Origin of the sequence: Pseudomonas sp. 21LCFQ010, assembly GCF_024129905.1 — a bacterium.
Classification (GTDB): Bacteria; Pseudomonadota; Gammaproteobacteria; order Pseudomonadales; family Pseudomonadaceae; genus Aquipseudomonas.
Map to the genome: position 1 here is coordinate 29,766 of NZ_JAMYDZ010000033.1, position 25,690 is coordinate 55,455.

Annotated in this window: 23 protein-coding genes; 6 read left to right on the forward strand and 17 right to left on the reverse strand. The window is 53.5% G+C overall.

Annotated elements, in window-relative coordinates; all coding sequences use genetic code 11:
* Positions 1–184: 184 nt before the first annotated feature.
* From NJC38_RS26020 to NJC38_RS26035, 4 genes are all read right to left on the reverse strand, one after another.
* Complete coding sequence (locus tag NJC38_RS26020) at positions 185–1,114, reverse strand: dihydrodipicolinate synthase family protein (RefSeq protein ID WP_045485448.1); 930 nt, start codon at positions 1,112–1,114, stop codon at positions 185–187.
* A gap of 125 nt (positions 1,115–1,239) precedes the next feature.
* Positions 1,240–2,721, reverse strand: a complete 1,482-nt coding sequence (locus tag NJC38_RS26025) for an MFS transporter (RefSeq protein WP_253117792.1) — start codon at positions 2,719–2,721, stop codon at positions 1,240–1,242.
* A 37-nt stretch (positions 2,722–2,758) separates the two neighbouring features.
* On the reverse strand, positions 2,759–3,607 hold the full coding sequence (locus NJC38_RS26030) for an IclR family transcriptional regulator (protein ID WP_253117793.1): 849 nt from the start codon (positions 3,605–3,607) through the stop codon (positions 2,759–2,761).
* A 578-nt stretch (positions 3,608–4,185) separates the two neighbouring features.
* Positions 4,186–5,076: a LysR family transcriptional regulator gene (locus tag NJC38_RS26035; RefSeq protein WP_253117794.1), complete on the reverse strand. Its 891-nt coding sequence runs from the start codon at positions 5,074–5,076 to the stop codon at positions 4,186–4,188.
* Positions 5,077–5,221: 145 nt separating this feature from the next.
* Here NJC38_RS26035 and NJC38_RS26040 point away from each other — a divergent pair, with 145 nt between their 5' ends.
* From NJC38_RS26040 to NJC38_RS26050, 3 genes are read left to right on the forward strand one after another with little or no spacing between them, the layout of a single operon-like run.
* A complete protein-coding gene (locus NJC38_RS26040; protein ID WP_045485441.1) occupies positions 5,222–6,457 on the forward strand; it encodes an argininosuccinate synthase-related protein in 1,236 nt (411 codons plus the stop codon).
* On the forward strand, positions 6,457–7,212 hold the full coding sequence (locus NJC38_RS26045; RefSeq protein ID WP_045485439.1) for a 2OG-Fe dioxygenase family protein: 756 nt from the start codon (positions 6,457–6,459) through the stop codon (positions 7,210–7,212). The genes NJC38_RS26040 and NJC38_RS26045 overlap by 1 nt, the downstream gene beginning before the upstream one ends.
* Positions 7,209–8,090, forward strand: a complete 882-nt coding sequence (locus NJC38_RS26050; RefSeq protein WP_045485437.1) for an EamA family transporter — start codon at positions 7,209–7,211, stop codon at positions 8,088–8,090. The genes NJC38_RS26045 and NJC38_RS26050 overlap by 4 nt, the downstream gene beginning before the upstream one ends.
* A 121-nt stretch (positions 8,091–8,211) precedes the next feature.
* On the opposite strand, the gene NJC38_RS26055 is transcribed toward NJC38_RS26050, so the two are convergent.
* The 10 genes from NJC38_RS26055 to NJC38_RS26105 form a co-directional block, all read right to left on the reverse strand.
* Positions 8,212–8,961, reverse strand: a complete 750-nt coding sequence (locus tag NJC38_RS26055) for a class I SAM-dependent methyltransferase (RefSeq protein ID WP_045485435.1) — start codon at positions 8,959–8,961, stop codon at positions 8,212–8,214.
* An 868-nt stretch (positions 8,962–9,829) separates the two neighbouring features.
* Positions 9,830–11,137, reverse strand: a complete 1,308-nt coding sequence (locus NJC38_RS29095; RefSeq protein WP_290447404.1) for a PAS domain-containing methyl-accepting chemotaxis protein — start codon at positions 11,135–11,137, stop codon at positions 9,830–9,832.
* Between the two features lie 239 nt (positions 11,138–11,376).
* The gene (locus tag NJC38_RS26070; protein WP_253117795.1) at positions 11,377–11,673 is read right to left on the reverse strand and encodes an STAS domain-containing protein; all 297 of its coding nucleotides are present in this window, start codon (positions 11,671–11,673) and stop codon (positions 11,377–11,379) included.
* A 13-nt stretch (positions 11,674–11,686) separates the two neighbouring features.
* Positions 11,687–12,055: a response regulator gene (locus tag NJC38_RS26075; RefSeq protein ID WP_253117796.1), complete on the reverse strand. Its 369-nt coding sequence runs from the start codon at positions 12,053–12,055 to the stop codon at positions 11,687–11,689.
* 53 nt (positions 12,056–12,108) lie between these two features.
* Positions 12,109–13,428 (reverse strand): HD domain-containing phosphohydrolase, encoded by a 1,320-nt coding sequence (locus NJC38_RS26080; RefSeq protein ID WP_253117797.1) that lies wholly within the window; start codon positions 13,426–13,428, stop codon positions 12,109–12,111.
* Between the two features lie 2 nt (positions 13,429–13,430).
* Positions 13,431–14,759 carry an ATP-binding protein gene (locus NJC38_RS26085; RefSeq protein ID WP_253117798.1) on the reverse strand — a complete coding sequence of 443 codons (1,329 nt, stop codon included), beginning with the start codon at positions 14,757–14,759 and terminating at the stop codon, positions 13,431–13,433.
* 13 nt (positions 14,760–14,772) lie between these two features.
* Complete coding sequence (locus NJC38_RS26090; RefSeq protein ID WP_253117799.1) at positions 14,773–15,384, reverse strand: chemotaxis protein CheC; 612 nt, start codon at positions 15,382–15,384, stop codon at positions 14,773–14,775.
* Positions 15,384–15,743, reverse strand: coding sequence for a response regulator (locus NJC38_RS26095; protein WP_253117800.1), 360 nt, complete (start codon positions 15,741–15,743; stop codon positions 15,384–15,386). The genes NJC38_RS26090 and NJC38_RS26095 overlap by 1 nt, the downstream gene beginning before the upstream one ends.
* A gap of 181 nt (positions 15,744–15,924) precedes the next feature.
* Entirely contained in the window at positions 15,925–16,554 is a 630-nt protein-coding gene (locus NJC38_RS26100) for a response regulator transcription factor (RefSeq protein WP_253117801.1), read from the reverse strand.
* A 2-nt stretch (positions 16,555–16,556) separates the two neighbouring features.
* Positions 16,557–18,017, reverse strand: a complete 1,461-nt coding sequence (locus tag NJC38_RS26105; RefSeq protein ID WP_253117802.1) for a PAS domain-containing protein — start codon at positions 18,015–18,017, stop codon at positions 16,557–16,559.
* A 222-nt stretch (positions 18,018–18,239) separates the two neighbouring features.
* Between NJC38_RS26105 and NJC38_RS26110 the strand changes: the two genes are divergently transcribed.
* Together NJC38_RS26110 and NJC38_RS26115 are read left to right on the forward strand one after the other, a co-directional pair.
* Positions 18,240–20,729 carry an ATP-binding protein gene (locus NJC38_RS26110; RefSeq protein WP_253117803.1) on the forward strand — a complete coding sequence of 830 codons (2,490 nt, stop codon included), beginning with the start codon at positions 18,240–18,242 and terminating at the stop codon, positions 20,727–20,729.
* 71 nt (positions 20,730–20,800) lie between these two features.
* The gene (locus NJC38_RS26115; RefSeq protein WP_253117804.1) at positions 20,801–21,871 is read left to right on the forward strand and encodes an HD domain-containing phosphohydrolase; all 1,071 of its coding nucleotides are present in this window, start codon (positions 20,801–20,803) and stop codon (positions 21,869–21,871) included.
* A 133-nt stretch (positions 21,872–22,004) separates the two neighbouring features.
* Here the strand turns inward: NJC38_RS26115 and NJC38_RS26120 are convergent, their stop codons facing one another.
* Positions 22,005–22,238, reverse strand: coding sequence for a hypothetical protein (locus NJC38_RS26120; RefSeq protein ID WP_253117805.1), 234 nt, complete (start codon positions 22,236–22,238; stop codon positions 22,005–22,007).
* Between the two features lie 598 nt (positions 22,239–22,836).
* Between NJC38_RS26120 and NJC38_RS26125 the strand changes: the two genes are divergently transcribed.
* Positions 22,837–23,295, forward strand: a complete 459-nt coding sequence (locus NJC38_RS26125; RefSeq protein ID WP_253117806.1) for a hypothetical protein — start codon at positions 22,837–22,839, stop codon at positions 23,293–23,295.
* 263 nt (positions 23,296–23,558) lie between these two features.
* Here the strand turns inward: NJC38_RS26125 and NJC38_RS26130 are convergent, their stop codons facing one another.
* Both NJC38_RS26130 and NJC38_RS26135 read right to left on the reverse strand, forming a co-directional pair.
* Complete coding sequence (locus NJC38_RS26130) at positions 23,559–24,182, reverse strand: hypothetical protein (protein ID WP_253117807.1); 624 nt, start codon at positions 24,180–24,182, stop codon at positions 23,559–23,561.
* Positions 24,183–24,188: 6 nt separating this feature from the next.
* Positions 24,189–25,226 (reverse strand): ImmA/IrrE family metallo-endopeptidase, encoded by a 1,038-nt coding sequence (locus NJC38_RS26135; protein ID WP_253117808.1) that lies wholly within the window; start codon positions 25,224–25,226, stop codon positions 24,189–24,191.
* Positions 25,227–25,690 lie beyond the last annotated feature (464 nt).

Here is a 25,690-nt window from a genome sequence, read left to right on the forward strand (position 1 = left end):
TATTTAAGGGAGTGGGCAACCGCTGAACGCCAGAAGGGCAAATATCACTTCGTCTCTCTGGGAGAACGGAGCTATTGATAAAGTCGCGAGTGAAACTTGGAATTATGGGCAGGGCCTCGTATCAACAAGGCCCCGTCCAGATGGCACGACGTCACGCAATGCCTGCACAGCATTGCGTCAGCGCTTAAACCAGGCCAGCAGAACGCAGAGCAGCCGCGATTTCCTGATCGGCGCCCTCAGCCAGGGGCAGCAGCGGCGAGCGTACGGTCGCATGGTCCAGAATGCCGCGCGTCACCAGGCCATGTTTGAGGGCCACAGTACCTTCCATGTGCGAGCCGCGATGGTAGACATTGCGGGTAACAGGAAGCAGCTTGTCGTGGATGGCACGGGCTGCCGGGTAGTCCCTGCGCTTGCCCGCGGCAATCAGTTCGATCAACGGCTCAGGGGTCAGGCCACCGTAACCGACCAGCGCACCGTCTACATCGAACATGGTGTGCAGCAAGTATTCGTCATGGCAGGTCAGAATTTGCAGGTCTGGCACTTCTTTGCGGATTACCGGGATTTCGGTATCCCAGCGACGCATGTTGCGCACGCCGTTCTTCATGGCGAATACGCCTGGCTGACGGGCGATATCCAGCTGGGTTTCCAGGTCGTAAGTGGCCTTGGTGACATCCGGGTACTGGAACAGGATCAGCGGCAGGCCGCTGTGCTCATAAATGGCCCGGTAGCGGTCTTGGGCAGCACCTTTTTGATAACCGAAGCGCAACCAGCCGTGGGAAGGATAAACCAGGCCTGCGGCGGCACCGTTATCCACCGCACGCTTGGCCTCTTCGGCCGCCACCTGAGTGCCCTCGCCAGTGATGCCGGCGATAATTGGCAAGCGACCTTCAACCGACTCGCTGAATGCGCGGATCACCTGAGCCTGTTCAGCCTGAGTCAAGAAAGTGCCCTCACCGGCATGGCCCAACACAACCAGACCTTTGACGCCTTCGAAACTGCCCAGCCAGCTACCCAGCTTTTGAATGGCGGCAAAATCAAGTTTGCCATCACGAGTAAAGGGTGTAATAGGGGCAGGAACAAGGCCTTTAAGGTCGATGGTATTTTTAGTGCTCATTTTTATTTCCTCTTTATTTACCAATAGTCCACAGCTACGCGTGCAGGGGCGCAAGAAACACATCAATGCATTTCTTGAATTTTCGTTGTTTATTACAAGACAGCGTTTAACGATCACTTACAGCGTCAAGGTGATAGTTCCTCAAGAACTCGTCCCTTGGTTTCAATTGCAAACAGTGCCGTAATACACCCGGTTATCAACAGTACAATGGCGAACGTGCCAAATACGTAATGCACACCGGCTCCGGATATCGCGACGCCCACGACCAAGGGGCCCATGGCCGACCCCAGGCGCAGCCAGGCACTGCCAATGCCTGTTCCCAGTGCTCTCAAACGCGTTGGAAAGAGTTCAGCCGAGTACAGATAAAGCGAGAACGTTACGGTCTGCAACATGGCATAACCCAGGCCGGCCATCATCAGAATCTGCAAGGGCGTAGTAGCGCCGGTGGCGGCCAGCAGCCCCAGAGGAATGGCAGCGCAGAACAATGCTCCGATGTACCAGCGGCGCCGCCCGACCTTATCGATCAATAGCGCGCAGATGACAGCCGCCACCACCCCGGCAGCCGAAGTCATGAAACCGTAGGCAAGACTGGTTTCAAGCGGCAGATGGAAATGCTGACGATACAGCGTCGGCAACCAGGTAATCAGGCCGTTGGCAACCATGTAGGAACCGAACCACATGGCCCAAATCACCAGCGAACGCTTGAAGTACATGCCCTTGAACAGCTCACGCCAGCCTTGGGCCGCATTTGGCCGCGCAGCCATGGGCATTTCGACGACCGGAGCCAGGGTTTTGCCAGACTTGATAACGCTCTGCTCCAACCGGCTCACGATGCGATCGGCCTCTTCAACACGGCCCTTGGATGCCAGCCAACGTGGCGATTCAAAGAGGAAGAAGCGCAGCGGGATCAACAGCGCAGCAGGTACAAGACCGACAGCGAACATGACTTTCCAGCCATACACCGGTACCAGGAAGTAACCGATAATGCCGGCGCCGACCAGACCAAGCAGGAACATCACCTCATAGAGCAGAAAGAAACGCCCTCGTTTCTTGGAGCCGATCAGCTCATTGACGTAGGCACTCGCCACCGGTACCTCTCCTCCCGTGCCTATGCCCTGTATGAATCTGAACGCCATCATTGCCACCGCACCGGAAGCAAACAGGCAGGCAACGTCCATGGCAACGAACAGCAGGATGGTGAAGGTCAGGACTTTCATCCGGCCAATACGCTCAGCCAGCCAGCCAAAGAACAACGCCCCGAATAACTGCCCCAAATAGCCGGCCGACAGAATCAAGCCAATCTGACCCGGTGTCAGGCTCCACTCTTTGGCCAATACCGGCATGGCATAGGCAATAGCAATGACGGTGTAACCATCGAAAAACGTGGCCGCGCCGATCACATTGCGTGCCCAGAACACTTGGCGGGTAACCGGTAACCGTTCAAGCCGGGCACTGATGCCTGCCTGCCCTTCTATCACGTGCGTCTTACTGTCCACCTCGGCGTGAGGCGATGAAGCGACTTGCTGTATCAACATGATCCTTCCTCTTATTATTTTTACTTTCAGAGGGCGAGCGCCTACACACCGTGAAAAACACAGAGCACTCACACGTTGTTTTGATGAGCGCGAGAAGCGCTCTATTTATCTACCCATAGGTACTGGCACCCACACTGCCATTGGCTTCAAGTGCTTTACCTATGGACTTCGCCGCGCGTTGGGTTAACGCCAGCGCACGGAGTTCAAGTTCTTCAGCCGTGCAACGAACCGTCGGCGCCGCAATACTGATTGCGCCGACGGGATAACCGTCCACGTCCAGAACCGGAACAGCGAGTATTCGCAATCCCTCAGTAAACAAGGAGTTGGTCAGGATGAACCCGCGTTCACGGATCTGGCTCAGTTGTTCATGCAGTGGAACGTCCGAGGCATGTGGCTTCATGATGAAAGGGGCCAGTTGCGGTATGGCCAGGATACGGTTGACTTCAACTTCGGGAAGAAAGGCCAGGATCGATTGGCCTATTGCAGTTTGAGCAGCAGGCACAGTGGTGCCTGTTCGAATGTCGACACCCAACCGCGTGACGCCGGCCCTGACCCGCTCCAGATAAAGCACGTCAGCCGACTGTAAAACAGCAAAACTGGCCGCCTCCCCCACTTCACCGACCAGCGTACGCAGGATAGGCCTGACGATACTGCGCAAATCGGTGCGCGCGATGGCATGAAAACCCAGGTCGAGAATTTTCAGCGTCAGGGCGAAACGTCTGCTTTCAGGGATCCTGGAAACGTAACCGAGATCAACCAGCGTATTGAGCATCCGAAACGTGGTGCCAGGGTCCAGATCAGCCGCAGCGGCAATCTGGCTTAACGTCAGCTCTTCATTCTCGGCAGAAAATGCCTCAAGCACACGAAACCCTTTGGCCAGGGATTGCACGGTACTACGGGCTTTCTTGTCGTCCAGCTCTTGTGTGAACCCTGCTTCTTTTGCGGCTTTGGAATTCATGTTCGCACCTTTTTTTGTTTTTTCGGATTGCGAAATTTATTTCTTTCAATTAGATTAGCACTCTAAGACACCCTCGCCTATTTAGATTTAAAAATAGATATCGAGTTTTTTATTCCTTTCTGGAATTAAAACGTCTCTGCGGGCATCGCCGCGTCGATATGAATAGCTTACTAATGTCTTATATTTCAAACCGTTAGCTAGCTAAGTACGCCCTTCTCAGATGTCGCTTGGCGTAAGCGCAATACCTGAATTTTTTCTGCTGCCCCATCCAGATCCAACTGATTGATCAGAACCACGAGTTCATTTGTGAGGATGAGAGTGAACTCACTTGTGGAAAACTCGACTCATCGGGTTATCCACAGTTAAAACCAATACCGTTCAGATAAGCGCCGCATGCCTTTGTGGGAGCGACCTTGGTCGCGAAGACGCCAGTAAAGACATTACATCTGTTGTGAATGTGCCGCCGTCTTCGTTGTGGTCCGGCACTCCGGCAAGCCCACCCCACCGGTCTAACTGACCAATATTGCAGTTAAAACCAATGCTGTTCGGATAAGCGCCGCATACCTGGGGTAGCTTGCTCAGCAAGGCAAGGGTTCAGCGAGTTTTTCCGCCAGAAAGTCGATCAATACCCGGCATTTGGGCGGCAGGTAACGGTTTGGAGGATAGAGAATCCAGGCCCTTCCATGATAAGTCGTCTCATACCGCCATTCGGGCAAGACCTCGACCAGGCGATGGCTCGACAGACTCTCGGCCGCCGTGAATATCGGCAGGCAACCAATACCGAGATTGGCGCGAACGGCGCCCAGTCGTACCTCGCTATGGTTGCTGGAGAACCTGCCTTTGACGCCGACAGTGACTTTTTCACCCGTTTCCAGATGCCTGAGTTGCCACCGACTATCACTGGGCGTTTCTCCCAGATAGATGCAGCTATGAGAAGCCAGGTCTGCCGGATGGGCAGGCGTTCCGGCCTGCGCCAGATAGTGCTCGCTTGCACAAAGTACGTGCTGCACATCGCACAGCGGGCGGGCGGCAAGGCCCAAGGGTGGCATGTCGGTGATCCGCACCAGTAGGTCGAAGTCGTCGAGCAAGTGGCCGGGTTGATCGGTCAGCATCAATTGCACGTCCACTTTGGGATAACGCTGCAGGAACTCAGGAATCAGCGGGCTGATGAGGATCTTGCCGAAGGCTTTCGGTGCACTGATCTTCACCTGGCCCTGTGGACTGCTGACAAAGCGCTCCGCTACATCCTGTGCACAACGGGCGGCTTTGGCCATTTCCAGGCAGTGGGCAAAAATCTCGGTACCGGCTTCGGAAAGCCGTAGCTTGCGCGTGGTTCGTTCCAGCAGCTTGACCCGCAGCGCCTGCTCCAGTGCCGTGATTTGTCGGCTTACCGCAGAAGGTGTAAGCCCCAGCGATCCGGCCGCTGCAGAAAAGCTGCCCAGCTCCACGACCCTCGCGAATACCAGCATGTGCGGCATCAGCCGAAGAGGAGATTCGTTCTCGTAGCGCAAAACTGTTGTCCTGAAGGTAGGGCTAATTATCAGCCCGGGTCACGCCAATAATTCCGGCACTGGACAGGAAAGTCCAGATCAGCCCGCCTTGAGGATAATTGGAATGGCCCGTGGAATGGATGTTCGTAGTCTGGAAGACCTGCTGTTCGTATCGCATCGGACTCAACACATCCTGACTCTTTTTAGCGGTGGCCTGGATAGCACCTACCTGCTGCACAAGCTGTCCTCGCTCGGCTGCAAAGTCACCGCACTGGCCGTGGATGTGGGCGAAGGCATTGACCACGCAGAGCTGTCGAGAATTACCGGTTTTTTTGGCGTAACGCTGAAGCAGGTGGATGGCTGCAGCACTTTCGTGGAGCAAGCAGTCCTGCCGGCACTTCAGTCAAACGCTCAGTATCTGGGCATGTACCCGATCAGTTCTTCCCTTTCGCGACCGATCATTGCCCAGATAGCGGTGGAGACGGCGCATAAACTGGGCTGCGGCGCCATCCTGCATACCGCCAATCAGTCGCAGAACAGCCTGCGCCGCCTTAACGGCGCCATCAAGCAACTCGGTTTTACCGGCTTCGCCGGAAGTCCGTATGAGTATTCGGCGCTTACCCGAGAGGAAAAGATCGCAGAGCTCAATGCAATCGGGCTAGGCGGGTTCCAGTCACGCAGCATGAGTGGCGATGCCAATCTCTGGGTGCGCGAATATGAATCCGGCAAGCTGGATAACCCTGAAGACTTCTGCATTACCGAAGACATCTACTCCTGGACCAGCACATCCCATCCCCGTGCAGGCGAAGAAATGGAAATCGAGTTCCGCGGTGGCCGACCGTTCTCGCTCAATGGTCAGGTACTGCCGTTGCAGGAGCTTATTCATAAAGCCAACTATCTGGCCGGCAGCTTCCAGATTGGCCGTTACAGTGGTCTTGAGCATCTGGAAGGTGGTGAAAAGGTATTCGAAGTCAGGGAAGCGCCAGCAGCATCAGTGCTCATGCTGGCCTATCGAACTCTGGAAACGGCGGTACTGGATGCCGACCTGATTCGGGAAAAGATCACCCTTGAGCAGCTTTGGGTGCGTGAAGCCGTCGAAGGGCGCTGGTTCTCGCCGCTGAAGGCTTCGATTGATGCCTTCATCCAGCAAACCAGCAAGGCAATCAACGGCAAGGTAAGGCTCAAGCTCAGCACCGGCAGCGCTCAGCTTGCCGCTATCCAGGCCTCGTCGGCGCTCTATCTGACCGACCGGGACGGTTGGGAAAAGGAAACTGCACAGGAGCGCGCCAGTCGCAGCCTGGCGGATATGCATGGTGCGCACGTGCCACAACCGGTGCGTAAACTGCAAGGAGTGGCCTGATGACTGTGTTCACGACAGAGATTTGCCTGAGCCACGCCGGGCAATTGATTCTCGGAACCGACCTGCGTAGCCAAGGCTGGGCATTTGGACGCAGTACCGATGTGGCCCGCTGGTTCAACCTGGACGACGAAAGCTGGCAGGAGTTTGCCGCTTACTGGGAGGGGCTTGCGCTCGACGAGCACATGGCCGATCACGGCACATATCGTTACCGGCGTTACAGCGAATTTGAATTCCAGAAGGGCGGCAGCCTGAAGAAACTGCCGCACACGCCTTACGAGCAGCCCAAGAACATCAACACGCTCAATGGTGGCGTCGCACGTCAATTCCCGCCTCTGGAGCAAGGCTTTGTCGACCACCCTTTCTTCAGCGCACTGCTCGCCGGTATGGCGGGCATATTCGACGAGGCGCAAGGGCAACGCTGCCGGTGGAACATCCGCCTGCATCCTTATCGTATCGTCACCAATGACTACGAGCAGGGTAAGCCCACGCCTGAAGGCCGTCACCGCGACGGGGTGGACTACATCATCATGATGCTGGTGCGGCGGGTCGGCATTACCGGCGGCATCACGCGCGTCTCTTCGCCAGACAACACCACGCTATTTGAAGGCATGCTTGCCAGATGCCTGGACATGATCGTCGCTGACGACCGGCAGGTTCTGCACGAGGTGTCGCCAATAGATTGCGCGCAGTCGGGTGAGGAAGGCTATCGAGATGCCCTGATCATCGCGTTCACCCGTATGGAGTCGCCAGCATGACGCTGTCAAAAATGAGAGTTTCCGAACTGATGCTGCTCAGCGTGGCGATTGTCTGGGGGACCAGTTACGGTGTCGCCAAAGGCGCGCTGGCGTTCTATCCGGTGATCGGGTTCCTTAGTGTGCGCTTCATCATGACCTTCGTTCTGTTGTTGCCCACGCTGCGCGGACACCTGAGAAGCGCGCTGCCTTCCGGGCTTATCCTTGGCACGTTGCTGCTAGGTATTTTCCTCTGCGAAACCTTCGGCATGGCGCAGACCTCGGCGAGCAATGCGGCCTTTCTGATCAGCCTGTGCGTGGTGTTCACCCCGTTTGTGGAATGGCTGATCTTTCGCCAACGCCCAAGCGTCGAGATGTTCGTCATCACCGGGGTTTCGCTGCTGGGTGCGGTGCTTCTGACCGGGGCCGAAGGGATGCAGATGAACCCGGGTGACTGGCTGATGATCATGGCGGCAGTCTTGCGTGCCTTCATGGTCTGCCTCACCAAGATTCTGCTGCAGAACTCGAAGATACCAGCGCTGGCGATTACTGCAGTGCAAGTGGGCGTGGTCGGGTTCGGCAGCCTGCTCCTGCTGTTGATCACCGCAGGGGCTATCCCGCCGCTGCCCGATGCGCCGTCGTTCTGGATAGCAACCGTGTACCTGGTGGTGTTCTGCACACTGTTCGCATTCTTTGCCCAGAACTACGCACTGAAACACACCAGTCCCACGCGGGCGTCCTTGCTGATGGGCATGGAACCGCTGTTCGGTGCCTGTTTCGCGGTCCTCTGGCTCAATGAACAACTGACCCTGGTGTCGTGGACCGGCGGCATGCTGATCGTCATCGCTTCGCTACTGGGCATGCGCCCCCGCAAGGAAGAGAAACTGGCCGCGCCGGCGTAAATACCCAGGCACAGACATAAACCCCGGCTCCGGGAATCTGCCGCAGGCCATGCTGCCTGCGCAGTTTCCTGGAGCTGTCGTTTCCTTCACCCCGCCGTCCATGCCCGCCAGCAATGCGCGTTCAATCAGTGGTTTTCACACAAACAAAAATCGCATTGCCGCCCACCCCATCCCAGGCGGCGATCTTTTCGTAGTCGTGTTCAAACATATGCACCTCAAACCATGGCTGCAGCAATGCCTGCAACTCGGCGAAACTGGTGGCCACCATCGGGTGTTCATCGCGCCAGGTCTGGGTCACCCCATCACAGGTCTTGTCGATACGCAGGCGTAGCGACTGCCGCTGACCTTCGCCCGGATAGTGCCAGGCCGAGCCGAAGGAAAACTGGCTAGTGCCTTGAGTCGCCGTGTGGCCCACCGACGAGCCGTTGTCGATACGTTGTCTGTCCACCGAGTTGAAACAGAACACACCCCCGTCGCCCAGCGCGGCATGCACCCGGGCAAAACAGGCTTTGAGCCGTTCGACGTCGGCGTTGTAGTGGATGGAGTAGAGAAAACAGGTGACCAGATCCAGCGGTTCGCTGACCGTGAAAGCGCCCATGTCCTGACACATGAAGCGGGCCTCGGGGCAACGCTGCGCCGCGATATCGAGCATCGGCTGATTGATATCCAGACCCGCGCTGCGGTAGCCGGAATCGAGAAAATGCCGAATATGCGGCCCGGTGCCACAACCCAGGTCCAGATGATTGACCCCGCGATTGCCGAACAACTGATGAAGCCGGCCAATACCCCGGCTTTGCGCCTGATAGTCGATGTCGGCGCACATCAGGTCGTAGTAGCCAGACAGATCGGTATACAGCGCATTGGAGGTCATAGAGAACCGGCAGGTTGGGCAGGGAGAATGGGGCGCGGCATCATACCCTATGCGCTTAAGAGCCTTTGCTCCTGCTCAGGTACAACCCGACCCGGTTCACGCTCCAACTGGTGATGCCGGCCATCTGGTTGACAGCATCGAAGTGATCCATCGGGTGGGCCGAGCGAATCACCTTGCCCAGATGCGACCTTCTACAAATCGACCCCGTCGACGCGGCGGGCAAAGCGATCAATCACTTCAAGAGCGGGATGATTTTCGGCTGAGTGGTGGGCGATCCGGTGACGGTGCTCTGCCGCGACGACGCCCCTTCTAGCACCGCAATCATCGAAGACCATGGCGCGCTGTGGGGCGCGAGTCAGTTGGCGGACTTTTCCGCTATTTTGTTTAGCGCAGGCGGTGGCTACCACTTGGCTGCATGAGTTCGCAGGCGCCGAACGGAACAGCATTTTTAAGGATATTCAGACGCAAATTCCATTTCCGGTCAGTGTCGTTGACTGGTGCTACAAGACCGTCAGCAGTGGTGGATTGACCGTGGTGTTTGCGACCGCTACTGCGGTACTGTGCCCTGACCGACCCGAATGGGGTCGACCAGCAGTTCCGCTACGGCTCGGTCGGACTCGATGCTCGCTAGTGTGCAAGGGGCGTTTCGGTCTGCAAATTGGAAGGCTCGACCTCTAAATTTCTGACGCCACGAAAACCTAGACCTACTCGATAGGTCTGGAGCGTCAAATAAGAAGACATCTTAAAAATAAAGTGAGCCCGCGCGGCGATGACCTCGCGGGCATAAGAGAAATTAATTCCGAAGTGGTCCGTCAGTATAGAACGGCCAATTTTTTGATCACGTCATCAGCCTTGAATAACGCAAAAACTAACGATTTTCTTTAAACAGCGTAGATACTGTACGTGCAACGTGGTCGGCACCGTCGCTTATTTCACGCATTATCGTAGTAACCGATACAATCTGATCGTTGCTTTCATCGGCGCTACTGGCGATGCTATTCATGTTAACGTTGAGTTGCTGAGTCAGCTTCCCATTTTCAGTAACCACACTCTGAATCTCCACGGTGGCGCGGCTAGTACGAGCTGCCAGCAAACGAACCTCATCGGCAACAACAGCGAAACCTCGACCCATCTCGCCAGCACGAGCCGCTTCAATGGCGGCATTTAGCGCTAACAGATTAGTCTGCTCTGCCACACTTTGAATAGTCGTGACTATTTTCTCTATATCTTGGGCCTGGGTATTTAGCTGATTAATTAAAGCAACTGCATCATTAATGAGACCTACTGTATTTTGGGATTGCGCAATAGAGCTTCCAAGAGAATCAATTCCACGCAATGAAATTTGTGAGGTCTCTTCAGCGGTCGTAAAGGACAGCTCTGCGGCCTTACGAATTTCTTCTGTCTTGTGTCTCTGGGCGCTTACGTCAGTTGCAAATTTAATTATTTTTATTACCTCGCCATCTCCATCAATAACCGGATTGTAGGTGGCCTCAAGGTAAATGATATTCCCTGATGAGGTTTTACGCTCAAACTGACCTGCGAAAAACGTCCCACTTTTTAGACTCTGCCAAAAGCTGGGGTTTTTTTGGTAAAAGTCGTCGAAACAAAACATTCTATGATGTCGACCTTTTACATCCTTCAATCGGTAACCCATAGCACTGAGAAAATTATCATTTGCCGTTAGCACCACACCATCAGGGGTGAATTCGATAACGGCCATTGATCGATTTATAGCGGCATATGCTGAATCAAGAAGCAAAAGGTTCTCCTGATTGCATGTAACATCAGAAGCAATTTTGCAGACCTCGATCGTTTTATTCTCTTCATCTTTCACAGGAAAATAAGTAGCTTCCAGCCAAATGAAAGAGCCATCTTTTTTTAGCCGCTTGAACGTCCCTTTTTGTGACTCGCCACTCGCTAGGCTTTGCCAGAATTTTTTATACTCACCAGCGCTATAGTAAGAGCTTTCACAAAAAATTCTATGGTGTTTACCTATTAATTCTTCACGGGCATAACCCATGGTTTCCAGAAAAATATCGCTCGCGTCAATAATGTGCCCATCGGTTTTGAAACGAATAACTGCCAGGCTTTGCTCCAAGGATGAAGCACGACATTGAAGCTCAGTTATTTTTTTCTGGTAGCCTAGAATTTCGTTTTTTTTATTAAATGAGAACATGGCTTATACTCCGCATTTTCTACCTTATGGGCAACGAACCTGATGAGCGATCAGCCAACTTTTTCCATAAAATTCTATCCAAAAAAAACTAACAAGCCTTGGCATTTCTTACATCATATTCGCACAATTGGCCACTCTTTATTTTCGATACACTCTGAGCAATGGAAAGATTGGAACAGACATTTGTCAGTTTTTAGGCAATCTCCACTCTGTATCTTTTATTTACGCACGTTGCCAACTCAAGCATCCGTCTTCAATAGACGACTCAAACCGCGCGTTTCCAACATATTGATCATGACCTCGCTGGCGTTGCTCAGCAAAAGATGGCGCCCCAAGCGATTTGATTCAATCTTGGCAGTAATTAGCACTTGCACACCAGCAGCATCTATTTCCACGACATCACATAAATCAATTTCTATTTCCCTGGCCATGGGGATCAAATCCAGCAACAGTTGCTGTTGGGCAACTGCCGTGATCATGGTCAGGTCTCCTTCTTTGATGACTATGCGCTGAAACAGGCGATCGACGTCGCACATAATAAAGCCCTCTTTATAGAAAGATCATTCCATAAACCATCGCCAATAGATGGTGGGGCTGGAATGGCTTTAATACCCAGTGCTTGACCCCTGAATTAAGCGCGTGCCGACGAACCCCATCGTCAATGGCCGCTGTAAGTATGATAACCGGCGTGAATCTGCAGCCTGGCAAGGATCGGACGTTCTCCACAAAGGACACCCCATCCATCGCCGCCATATCCATATCAACCAGAATCAGATGTGCTTTGTTCTTACTTAGCCAAGCCAGAGCGTCGCTAGCCTCGCAGCAGTTTATCGCGTCGTAACCGCCCCCCTTAAGGGTGATCGTCAGCATTCGGCTGAGGGAAGACGAGTCACTAACAATCAAGAGCGACTGAGCCATGGGATGCACTCCAACAGAACCGGTTAAACAAAAACTCAACGCGGCGCTTCAGGCTAATGATCAGCCCGAATAAATACAGTGAAATGACCACCATCGACAGCTTCAAAAGCTGTCAACTTTTCGATCAGCAAAGCTGTCAATACCTTACCTTCGTTTAATAGCAACATTCCGTTGCTTGCGTTTAGATTGCGGTCGAGCACCATCCCGGGCAATAAGCGCCGCACATCCATTATCTTGACTGAGGGGTCGATAAAGTTTTCCGGCAGATAACGGGTACAAACTTCGATAAACGGCTCAATCAGTCCGGGATCGTAGAGACGAGATTTATTGTGCCGCAGATGCATCAGCACCTCATCAGGGGTGAGGTAGCGATCCAGCACCAGTGCGCATTGCAGCTCCACATAATCAACCGCGAGCTTCAGGACTCGCGCCCCTAAAGGAATGGCCTGCCCCATGAGGCGATCAGGAAAGCCGCTGCCATCCCAGTGTTCTTGGTGATGACGAATCAGGTTGTTAGTCTCTTGCAATGGCTCAAGCGCCATCAACAGAGCTTCACTTTTGCCAGGATAACTTTTGTAGACATCGGCTTGCGTGCGTAATAATAGGTCGGCAGAGTCCAGCAACATTTGGTCACTCCAGCCCAGCTTGCCAATGTTGTACAAGGCTGCCGCCATGGATAGGTTACGGGTATCTGCCTCGCTGAAACCTTGGTGGGAACAGTAGGTGCGAACAACTTCTATAACTCGTTGATTGGTCTGGCGAGCACGCGGCAGGCGCTGGTTGACCAAGAGCGAAAACACCTCTGTACTGGTTACGTAGCTGTGCCGTAATTCATCGTAAGCCAGATCAAGCATGTCTGCTATCTGTTGTAACTCCGCCGTACGCGCCTTGACTCTATGTTCAAGGCTGTCATTGAGATCGCGCAAAGTTTCGTTCTGCTCACAGCTAAGTTTCAGCAGGCTGTCCCGATCACGGCGCACATTCTGCATTTCCAGAGCCTGCTCCAGCGTGAGCCGCAGTTCTTCATCATTCCAGGGCTTGCTAATGTAGCGAAAAATGTGTCCCTCATTGATTGCCTTGGCAATCATGCTCATGTCGGCATAACCGGTCAGTAGGATATTCATGCACTCAGGATCACGCTGATATACCTCGCTGAGCAGGGTTGGCCCATCCATGCCTGGCATGCGCGCATCGCTGACAATTAGATCAATATGGTGAAGCTCAAAAAGGCCCAGTGCCTGCTCGCCACTGGTCGCCAATAGCAAGTCATACGGTTTGTTCCTTAGTACACGGCGCAGGCTGTTGAGAATATTCTCTTCATCATCCACCAACAGAACGGTATAGCGTTTGTCGCTTTCGGATACCGTATTCATGATCAGTTTCCTTCTACGGAAGAGATGAAGAGAGTGGCTGCCTGAGGTTGGCGCAGTGGCAGCCATATCCGGAAGCAACTGCCGCGGCCCGGCTCACTCTCAACAGTGAGCTTTCCATGGTGCTTGACGACGATGTTGTAAGATAGCGACAGGCCAAGGCCTGATCCCATACCGACTGGCTTGGTGGTGAAAAACGGTTCGAATATCCGGTTCTGGATATCAGCAGGGATACCATGGCCGTTATCTGCAACTTCGATGAATACCCCGTTGCCTTCGCGGCCGCTGCTGATGATGATTTCACCGTGGGCACCAACGGCATGGCTGGCATTGATGATCAGGTTCATAAAGACCTGATTGATCTGCGAACCCATGCATTCGATCGGCTCAATGTCGCCGTAGTACTTGATCACCTGCGCCTTGAACTTGATCTCGTTCCAGATAACGTTAAGAGTACTGTCCAGCCCCTTGTGCAAATCAGCAAGTTGCCATTCACAGCTATCGACGTGTGAGAACTCGCGCAAGTCCTTGACAATCCGGTTGACCCGATCAAGCCCGTCGATAGATTCAACCAACAGATCGTCGATGTCCTGACGCAGAAACTTGTAGTCCGTCTTGTCGCGAAGCATCGCAAGCTCAGGGTGATTCTGGTCGTTGCTCACATCGCAGGCCAGCTCGTAGGCATCAATCAGAGCGAACAGATCCGCGAGATAACCACTTAGACTGTTGACGTTGGAAGAAACAAAACCAATCGGATTATTGATCTCATGAGCCACACCTGCTGCGAGTTGGCCTATCGCAGCCATTTTCTCGGATTGTAATAACTGCGCCTGGGCCTCCTCAAGGCGCGCAATCAGGCATGCTTGAGCGCTCTTTTCTGTTTCAAGCAACTCGTTGAGTTGCGCCAGCTCCAACTGCCGGGCAGCAGCGTCGGTTGCATCGCTGATCGCCAGACCAACCCCCAGAGAGCCGCCATCGGCGTCCTGTACCGGAAAGAAGGTACAATTCTGATACATGTGCCTGACTGACCCGCTGATAGGTCGAGTACTACCAAAATTGAAGAGGTGCGGCCGCTGCTGCCAAGAGGTGAAAGCAAAATTCTGCAGAGTGAAGACACTGTTGATCTTTTGCCTGGTCCAGCGCTCGGGCAACTCCGGGAATGCTTCAAACAGGGTATGCCCAAGCAAGGCCTCAGCAGGACGGCCGCTATTAATCGACATGAAGTGATTGGAGAACAGGATCTTGTACTCCTTATCAACCAGCAACACGCCCATGTTGATGGCCTTGAGCATGGACTCAAGGGTTTCTCGGGAAATAGCCTTGTTATCTGTCATGAAGATGCTCCTTTCAAAGCCCGTCAAGCAGACGATCAATCGCGCGAACGACGATTCCGGCAGTACGTTCAGTTATGCAAATCAGCAGGTCGCAGGAAAACTGATGCGCCTCAACCTCGAAGCGGATTTCCAGCACCATCGCTAGGTGCTCATTCAGGTTCAACTCTTCAAGACAGTTCTGCGGTTCATCGCGACGTACTAAAATCGAAGGCGCGTCGTAGCTCACCTGGATTGCCACCTGCCGGGCCAACCCGCTAATGCAAGCACCGGAGAGAATATTGGTGACATCGAGCATCAACTCTTCCTGTTGCTCCGGGCCACTGCCTTCATACCCCAGTAGTTCAGCCAGCTCATCGGCTCCCATGGCACCAAAGCAAACGAACACTTCCCCACGCAACTCGCCCAGAAAGGATTGCCGCGTCACGATCATGAAAATGCTGCGCAGATGTTCCGGAATCGACAGGTTGTCCTGTTCCCGCACCAATGGATGAATGAAAGGAACCGAGAGCGTAACGATGGTATCGGTCAACAGCGCCAAGCGCTCTGCAGCCTGTCCCATGGCAATATTCATCAGTTCCTGCAATGCGTCGCGTTGATCTTCGGTGAGCGCGGCCAGGGTTTCCATCACAGCACCCCTATGTAGTGCAAAGCATTGAGTACAGCTTCAGCCGTCACCGGCTTCGCCACAAATGCAGCAGCCCCCAGATCAAATACCCGCTGTCTGGCTTGAGGCTGGATATCTGCGCTGATCACCACAACAACTACATTGGCGTCTTCACGCTTAAGGGCTTCGAGAGTCTGGAAGCCATCCATGATGGGCATGGTCAGATCAAGAAACAGCAGTTCCACCCACCCTGCATGGTAGGCCTCCATCACCTCAGCGCCATTGCAGGCCTGACGGATATCCTCGGTCAATACTGGGGGGAGTGAGCGCAAGACCAGCTTGCGGGACATTGATGAGTCGTCGGCTATTAGTACTTTCATGGCGAACTCCACCTTTCTGAAGTGTCCCTCAGCCTCAGTTGGGCTGGAGAAACAACAATTCATGGGGACTTGCCATCAATCTCGCTCTTCGAGTGGCTATAAGCCATCAGACAATGATGATCTTGCGTTAGGGATTTGCGAAGTGTGTAGGGATTTTCCTACATGGCCTGCCACATTATTTTCAGATCCAGTTCTGGGTTATGGCATAACGCACCAGGTCGGCATTGGAGAGAAAGTTCATTTTTTCCATTAGCCGGGTTTTATGAGTACTCACCGTCTTGTTGCTAATCATGAGCTGTTGTGCGATTTCATTGACACTCAATCCTTGGGCCAGCAGCCGTAGAATCTGGAACTCGCGGTCCGATAGACTCTCACCGGGTGCTGTAGGACCGGCCGTCGTGCTTTGCAGAGCTATCTTCTCGGCCAGCACTGGATCGAGATAGCGCCCTCCCGTAGCGACCTTGCGAATGGCCGCCAGCAAGGTCTCGGGGTCACGATCCTTGGTCAGATAGCCAGAGGCTCCGGCGCGAAGGGCACGCTGGGCTATATGGGTCTCGTTGTGCATGGTAAGAATCAGGATCGATAGTTGTGGATAATGTGCACGGATACGCGCGATTAAGCTTTCGCCACTTTCCCCAGGCATATTCATGTCCAGCAAAAGTACGTTCACCTGATGCGTACGCAAGCCATCAAGAACCTGAGCAGCATTCTCGGCCTCTGCCACTACCTCAAGGTCTTTAACCAGAGCAAACAATTGTTTAAGTCCCTCTCGCATGATCCGATGATCATCGGCTATCAATAAGTGAATCATGTTCAGGCACTCCTGTGATCTGGAATCCAAAGCCGTACGGTAGTACCACTGCCCGGCGTACTGGAAATTTCAGCGCTACCCCCCAACATGAGGGCGCGCTCACGCATGCCGAATAACCCGAGGGTCTTGCCTCCCAGATTACCTAGTTCGAATCCTTGACCATCATCAACGATTTGTAGCAACCAGCGTCCGGCTTCATGCGTCAGCATAATGTCCACACGCGAAGCATTGGCGTGCCGGGCAACGTTGGTCAGGGACTCTTGGGTCACTCGGAAGACCGCCGTAGCGTCGGCATCATTCAGGATCGGTAACTCTGCTGGCAAGTCGAGTGTGCAAGGCATAGCCCATTGGCGTGTGAACTCATCGGTCAGCCACTCCAGCGAGGCCGCCAGCCCCATGTTTAAGGCTGAAGGGCGCAGAGAATTTGAAACATTGCGTACGACCTGTACCGTCCTGTCTGCCAACTGCAGAAGGTTGCCAACCTGTTCTCCCAGAGCCGGCAGTTGCACACCATACTGAAATCTGAGCAGCGATATGCCCATCCGGATCGCGGTCAGGTACTGGCCTAGCTCGTCATGAATCTCTCTGGCGATAAATTTGCGTTCTTCCTCACGTGCATTCTCTCGGCTACTCAACAACTCATGCAATTGGGCATTGGACGATGCCAGGTTGCGCTGAGCATTGCGCAATATAGAAATGTCACGAATGACTGCCAGCAAACTGGTCAATCGTCCCTGCATATCCCATTCAGGTACCAGACTGATCTGAAATACTCGCTGTTCCCGCCGGGAGCGCTGTCGCACGTACTCGTGCTCCACAATGCGTCCATGCTCTGCAGCCTCAATGATGGCCTCAATCAGCATGCGCGATTGCACACCTGGCCAAAGGACGTCATCCAGCAAGTGTTGTAACAGGTCTTCCTTGGGCTGGTTCAGCCACTGCTCCAGAGTCGGATTGACGTACAGCAGTCGGCGGTCCGGGCTGAGACGAGCAATACCATCAGGAGAGTTTTCTACCAACGTACCGATTTCCTGCTGACGCTCACGCTCCTTGCGTTGAACCTCGCGAAGATCGGTGAAATCTCGGGCAATACAAACAATTCGCCGAAGCGCAGCTGCATCGTCCTTCAACGGCACTAGATTGAAATGCAAGTAGAGTGGCTGCGCACCACAGGGTAATTGGGTATCGAGCTCAATCGGCCCGGCGACGTCGATGCAGTGTAAACAGATTGCTTCCACGATATTGGCGACTTCGCGTGTCAGAAATTGCCTGATGGCTTTACCGATCAGTTCGTCCTGAGCACGAGCAAGGCGGCGATACAGAGCGGGGTTGGCCTCCAGACAGGTCAACGCCAACGTCGGCCCGACCTCCAACAGGCACATCATATCCAGCGAGTGCTCAAAGATTTCCCTATAACGGGGCTCGCTGTGTTCACGCTTTTCCTGCGTCGGGGTCAATTCCATATGTCCGGTATCCATAGACGAGCTGAGGCGATGATAGTCAAAGCCAATTGCGAATGAGCAAGGACAGCTAGCTTTTCACCCCCGGAATTTGTGCGTGATAAATCGCGCAGCAAAATGTAATCCGCTTTTCTTCAATGAGCTGGACATTTTGAGAAGCCGGCTCAAGAATGATGGCATAAAAACATTACTCGCTCACAGTGCCGCCAAGGCAGGGAGCACGCGATGAGCCAGGTCAAGCCCAGCATTGATTTTCGCCACTGGATTTGGCGGGCTTTTTTGCGAACGAGCCTGGTGCCCTTGGTGGTGGTCGAGTTCGCCCTGCTGACTGCTTATTTTCTGGCCAATCAATCAATCCTCGACTCGCAAAGCGACTATCTACACCAAAATGCCATTCGGGAACTGCAAGCCTCGGTAAAACAGAACGCCCACATTATTGATAGTGAGCTAGATCAGATCAGTTCTTTAGCTCGGCTGCTGGCCAGCACTGTCGAAACAGAGCTTGCCGAGACGCTACCCTACGAGCCCGCCAGACTGGCCATCAGCCCAGACGGCGTCCGATATAGCGATGTTAATGATGGAGGCGCGGCGTCTTTCTATTCCAATCTCACGCCTTTGGATCGGCAAAACCTGGACATGGTCTCCCGCCTCAAGCGTGTCGACTACATGATGAAGGCACTCCAGCAAGGCAACCCGCTGATCACCAGCGTGTACTTCAACAGTGCCGACAGCTACAACCACATTTACCCTTGGATCGATACCCTGACCCAGTACCCCCATGACATGAACATACCGCTGTTCAACTTCTACTACCTGGCAGACAGCAAACATAATCCCCTTGGTAAACCGGTGTGGACCGAAGTCTATCTGGATCCGGCAGGCAAGGGCTGGATGATGTCCGTGGTCGCACCGGTCTATGGCGGTGACACCCTTAAAGGCGTTGTGGGTATCGACGTCACAGTGAATGCCCTTCTTCAAAAGATTGCCAAGCTCCATGTGCCATGGGCTGGCTACCTGACACTGGTGAGCAAGAAACACAGCATCATTGCTCTGCCAGTTGAGGCCGAAAGCGACTTTGGCATACCGCCGCAGGAAATCCGAACCGGTTACACAAACATCAGGCACGAAAACTTCAAGTCCTCAGAATTTTCCCTGACATCCCATCCTGACCTTCGCGCTCTTGATTTGGCACTAAACCTCCATCCAGACGGGCTGATTTCCGCAGAACTGGACAAACGCACCCACCTGATGGCCTGGAGCACGATCCTCTCGGCAGAGTGGAGCCTGCTGGCAGTGGTTGAGGAACATATCGTCATGCAGGAAATCCAGCATCAGGCAAGACACTTCCAACATGTTGGATATTTGATGGTAGCTGGCCTGCTGGTTTTCTATGCCGTTTTTTTCGCCTGCCTGTGGCTGCGCTCGCGTAATCTGAGCCAGCAACTCAGCGTCCCTATGATCGGCTTGGCCAATATGATGCGCGAAATTGGTCAAGGCAATTGGGCGCCGCAAGCAACTCGTTCAAGCATTAATGAATTTAACGCTATGTCCAGTCAGACCCTGGAGATGGGCAGACAACTGGCCGTAGGCGATACTCGTCAAAAAGCAGCCCAGCAACGGCTGCAAATGGTGCTGGAAAGCGTCACAGAAGGCATGTGGGAGTACGCTCCCCAAACGGACACCTTTATGTTCAAAGGACCGCTCTGCACGCGCTTTGGGTTACCAGCACAAAACGTCTCGCCCCAGTACTTGCTGGGACTCATGCCAGAGGAAGATCGGCAGGGCTTCTGGCGCTTGCTGGAAGTCGCACAATCCAAGGAGGCCTGTGTAGCCGAAGTTGAATTCCGCTTGCCTGACCGGCAAGGAGAACTGATCTGGCTGCTTTGTCGCGCCAGCACCTTGAGCAGTCCGACCACTCGCCTCCCCTGCGTGGTCGGCACATGCGTCGACATCGATACTCTAAAACGGGTCGAGCAAGATCTACGCGAAAAAACCATCGAAGCCCAAGCAGCAAGCCAGACGAAATCGCGCTTTATCTCAAGTATGAGTCACGAACTCAAGACGCCACTGAACGCGATTCTAGGGTTCGCCCAACTCAGCCAACTGCACCCCAACATAAACCCCGCCCAAGCGCACGCGTACACCCAAGAGATCATGAACGCCAGTAAACATCTTCACCAGTTGGTCGATGCTCTGCTGGAATGGTCAAGCCTGCAAGCTGAAGCACCACGTCTCACGCTCAAACCTGTTGATGTCGATACATTGTTTCAAGAATGCCTCGCGATGATCACCCCGCAGATCTTGGCTCAAGGGCTATCACTGAAAATCGAGTCCCTGTCACAGCCTTGTTTCGTTATGGCCGATGGCAGACGTACCAAGCAAGTGCTTATCAACTTGTTAACGAACGCCGCCAAATACAATCGAACGAATGGGTCTATCGTTATGGGGGCTGAGGTTGATGAAGGGCTGCAGGTTGTCCGTCTTTTTGTCGAAGACAGTGGACAAGGCATCGATCCTGATCTGCTGGAACAACTGTTCCAGCCATTTCAACGCTTGGGTAAGGAGAACTCAAAAATCCAGGGGACCGGGATCGGCCTTGCCCTGTGCCGGGAGCTGGCGGAACTCATGGGCGGCAGAATGGGAGTCATCAGCAGGGTCTCAGCAGGAAGTCGGTTCTGGATAGAGCTGCCGATGGCTTTCAACCAGACAAAGTAAGAATTTAAGCAAAGATCACCGGTAAAAATTGAAAAGACTTTTTCGCACAGACTTATCGGAGGGAGTGAAAGATGTTCTCATCCATCAGAGACGATGCCGTTATCGTCATTATCGACGATGTAGCTACCAACATCCTCCTGCTGGAATCCTGTCTGCGCGCCTTCAACCTCCAGCACATCCAAACCTTCTCAAACTCTGCTGCGGGTCTTCAGTGGTGTCAGGACAACGATTGGGACCTGCTGCTGCTGGATATTGATATGCCTGCGCCAAATGGCTTCGACATACTCGACGCCTTACAGGGCAGAAACCGTACCGCCTCGTCGATCATTATCGTCACCGCCCTAGATGACCCGCATAGTCGGCGTATCGGCCTTGAAAAAGGTGCCAATGATTACATCTGCAAGCCAATCGACATGCCTGAGGTCCTGTTGAGAGTTCGTGGCTGCCTGATGCAGGCACAAAGTAGTCGCCTCTTACAGATTGCCAAGCACGAACTAGAACTCAAGATGGAGCAACGTACGGTACAACTCCAAGAGAGCTACCGCGCGATGTTACGCAGCCTGAGCCGCGCGGCAAGCTATAGAGACAACGACACCGGTGACCACATCGACCGCATCGGACAGTCGGCAGCACTGCTGGCCAAAAAAATCGGCATGCCAGCTAACTGGTGCAATCTGATTAGGCAAGCAGCGCCCATGCACGATGTGGGCAAGATCGGTGTGCCAGATAGCATTCTGCAAAAATCTGGTCCGCTGACTTGCGAAGAGCGTACACATATGCAGACCCATCCCCGCATAGGTTACGAAATCCTGCACGACCCTCACGGCTCGGGATTAACCGATATGGCCGCAGAAATTTCCTTGGGGCATCACGAAAAATGGGACGGTACTGGCTATCCTTCGGGACTGAAGGGCGAAGACATTCCCCTGAGCGCAAGAATTGTCGCCCTCTGCGATGTCTATGACGCCTTGCGTATGGTCCGCCCTTACAAATCAGCATGGGACATCGAAACGGCCACGACTTACATCAAAGAGCATGCCGGTAGCCATTTTGATCCTGTTTTGAGTGACGCTTTTTGCGAAATAATCAGCGAAGTCGAAAAGCTCAGGTTTGTTCAGAGCAAAGATATAGATGAGCGCTGAACAGCGTTGATTGTCCAGCATTAGTTTGTGGTCGAAAGTGGAGGCTAAACTGAAAATCGTCAGTCGGATGAGTTGCCACACCAAATCTGGTCAGGCGCAGTAACATCGAAGTCTCGATTCAGACATGGCTGCCCTACTGCAACTTTTTATAAGCATGTGAGCCCAGTATGCAGTTGGCCGCACCGCTCAGGCTGCCGCTGCGCAGCACCGCCAGGAACACCCGCTGGCTTTCCCATTCAAGTCCGCTCATAGATTCCTGACCAATGATTGCTCCATTGTTGCTCTTCTGCCCAGACAGGTAACCGGGGATCATCCGTCCCGACTTATCCACACCCAGCATTGTAAGGATCACAGATATGCGATTCACCGGCCACTGCCGCTGCGGGCAGGTCAGCCTTGAGGTCCAAGCCCAGACCCTGCCGCCCCTGTATGCCTGCCACTGTCTCAACTGCCAGCGCTGGAACGGCAGCGCGTTTGCTTTGCATATGCTGTGCGCTACATCAGCGGTGTAAGTGGTGGGAGAACATACCACCTACGTACACGACCATAACGGACACAGCTGCACGCAGTACGTCTGTTGCCGATACCATAAGACCAGCGCTGCACCCGGTATGAGGGTGGTACGCGCAGGAATCCTGGAGGGCAGCGAGAAGTTCGTCCCCGTGGCGCATCTCTGGCCCCGGCGCAAGCAACCCTGGCTGGTGCTGCCCGAAGATGTCCCACAGTGGCAAGAGAGCCCGACGGCGGTAGAGTTTGGCCGCGCGTTGAGCGGGTGAGGCAATCAGGCGCTAAGAGCAACAGAAACAGGCGAGCGCGTATCGACGCCAGTGCTGGTCACCGTCCTGTAGATAGATTGTATCTATGAGCTAAAGAACCACCAATCCAGGCCGATGGTAGCTGCATATAACCCTCAAACCTGACCAACGGATGAGAAGATGATCATAGGCACATCGACGTCTGCCAGCATGACTCTGCTTTCTAATGCAGCGGTGGATAAAGCTCAGGCGAACGATACCCAGAACACCATTTCTGCCAGCTCGCCTGCCGTCGAACGACCTGAAGGTGTGAAGGTCTCGCTTTCAGGCGAAGGGCTCCAGAAATCGTCCGATGAAAAAAATGCCAACCCCAATGCAGACATTGAATCGAGCGGGCTTCCGGACCAGACACAAAAGCTGCTGAAGATGATTCGCGAGTTGCAAAAGAAGATCGAAGAAAAGCAGGCGCAGATGCAGGAAGTTATCGCTGATCAAAGCCTTAGCCCAGAGATCAAACAGTCTCAGGTCGGCTCCCTGCAGTCCGAACTCGCCACCCTCACCGCCAATCTGATGACTGCTAACAACACGTTGGACAAGCAGTCCAGAAATGGAACCCTGTCAGCCGGGGAGGCACAGCAGGCCGCCAGGCTGGCTATGAAGAAATCCTGATCGATAACTAAATGATCGAGATGAATGAAAGGCTCCCCCTTAAGGGGAGCCTTTATTCGCTCTGGCCAGTGTGTATAGATAAAAAGGTACGACACAGGAAAGCCCAGAAACTCAGGCCGAAAATCGCGTTGAAATTCACCGAAAAAAAATTAGGTACAACACAGACCTACCGATCAGCACTTTTTTTAGGGCTATGTTGGATAATAAGGTAGAACACAAGACTCAAGGAATGCAACCTATGCGGCTACCTCCGCATTGAAGATTCACGGAGAGGTGTATTTTCCGCTGGTCTGCCCCTTCAAGTGTTCGATATAGCTCTGCAAAGCATCAATCACCGCCTGCTGTGCTGCCGGCGCACTTCGGCCAAATGCGATCCCCATGGATGTATCAACGTCTGGCCGACATCGGACCTTCTGCGACACTGTCGGGAAATCGCCATCACGGGCGAGGAGCAATAAAGCATCCTCCAAGCAAAGCATCCGAGCCCATAAACCGTCGATAGCCGGCACGCCATCAACCTTTGACAATGCAATAAATGCTCTTTTGTCACCGCTGACCAGCGACGAGTCATCGCTCTCACAGAGCGCTGCAAAAAGGATTGCTTCGCCACTGTCTATGTCGACTCGATTAAGCTCAATCAGGAGGTTGGCGTTCGAGACAGAGACGTCGACTTCGATCGCCGATAAAACAAGCCGTCTTGCTAGGTCGACCGCTGTTGCTGTACCGAGTTTCTCTAGCGCTTTGACATCGTTAGCAAGCCTCAACTGAAATTTCAGTTGAGGGAGCACAGCCATGTTTTCCATCGTGCAGCCGAGCAGGCCGATCAGTTCCTCGATCAGCCCGTACTGACAAAGCTTCCGCGCGGCATCGCTATCGAGCAGATACAAATACTATCACCCTTGAAATCCCTGCATCGCTAACAAATGCTCAGCACTCTCCTCACTGATAGCATCCAGGTCTACGTTGGCGAGAAATTTCTCTCTTACCAAGGAGATAGCATGGATACGTTGCTCAATAAAGTTCAGCGCTTGGTTCGCTCTCATCCAGTCATCATGCTGTTTTGCATAGGATAGGATGAGGTGCCCTCGATCAATACCAGTAGCTTTACCTAAAGCCATGGCCTGAGCAGCCAATGCAACTGCAGATGATGCTCGGGAAAACCGGTCCACAACATCGGAGTGACCATTCCTGATCATCGCGAGTGCAAAGTGGTCAGCCTCGCTTTCTTGGCCATCGCGCAGCGTTTGCACGCGCCCCTCCAAGCCAACAACTACTTGAGAGATTTCCTCATCGATCAAAGCTCCATTTTCGCCCACATGACCACACACAATGTGCGCAAGCTCATGAGCGAGGACAAAAAGCTGCTTTGCATTCTGGGCGTAATCATAGCCCAACAGAATGGCTGGAGATCCGTCGACCATCACAGCCATACCGGCCATACGTTTAGTCTTCTTGGGCAAATCCTTGAGGAACAAGACAGGTATACCGTGAGCCCAACAAAGATTTAGTAGCCCCTCAAAACCCATAGTCGCGTCATTATGAGCATCGCGAGCCATGAGATGAATGGCACCAGGATCCGTTGGCAACTCGACATACTGGTTTCGCTTCGCTCGGACCGCTATACGAGCCATCGCAATGCCGAGCGCCGCGGACACATTGAGTTCGTCAGCAGAGGTATCGGCTCGATGCTTGAAGTTGGCCTGCGGTGCATGGGCATTGATAGCTAGCTGACCGTCTTGACCAAAAAAGACGTCCAAACCAAGCCGCTGCTTCAAAATGATGGCGAACTGAAGAGCACCAGCGCTGGTTTTCAGCAGGCTATTGTCCCACCACTCGGGCAGCATACGGTCCACAAAAGACTTGGGAAAGCCGGCAGCCTGCAGGCTTTCGTAGGCAGACTTCACGGTTATTGGAGTTTTTGCGTCTTGCATATGCAACCTCCTCTAACGCGTCTCCGGGGGGGCTATCTTCCCATGGTAGCGCGGTAGTGCGCAAAAAGTAGATCAGCCAGCAGCTTGGCATGCTCTTCGCTTCCGTCCCAGACTTCGCTGAGTGCGGTCATGAGCACAGCGCAGTTACGCGGGTCGGGTGTATGGGCCTTGGGCAACGCAGTGTCCAAATCTGCATATTCGCATAGAGCCCTTAAGGTTCGACTCAATTTCTTAGGCTTGCAGAAAAGATTCCTATACACCTGAGACTGATTGATCTGTGTGACTCGTGCTATGGATGCACTGGTTCCCAAACCACGTTCGGCGAAATACGCTCGCAGCTCTGAGACGATTTGGTGGATTGGTTTATGCGAATTCATGGACTAAAATTAGCATAAATGCATTACCTTTGATCTATACACCTTACAGGTTGTCGGAACCACAAAGCAGCAATACGTCCGATAGGG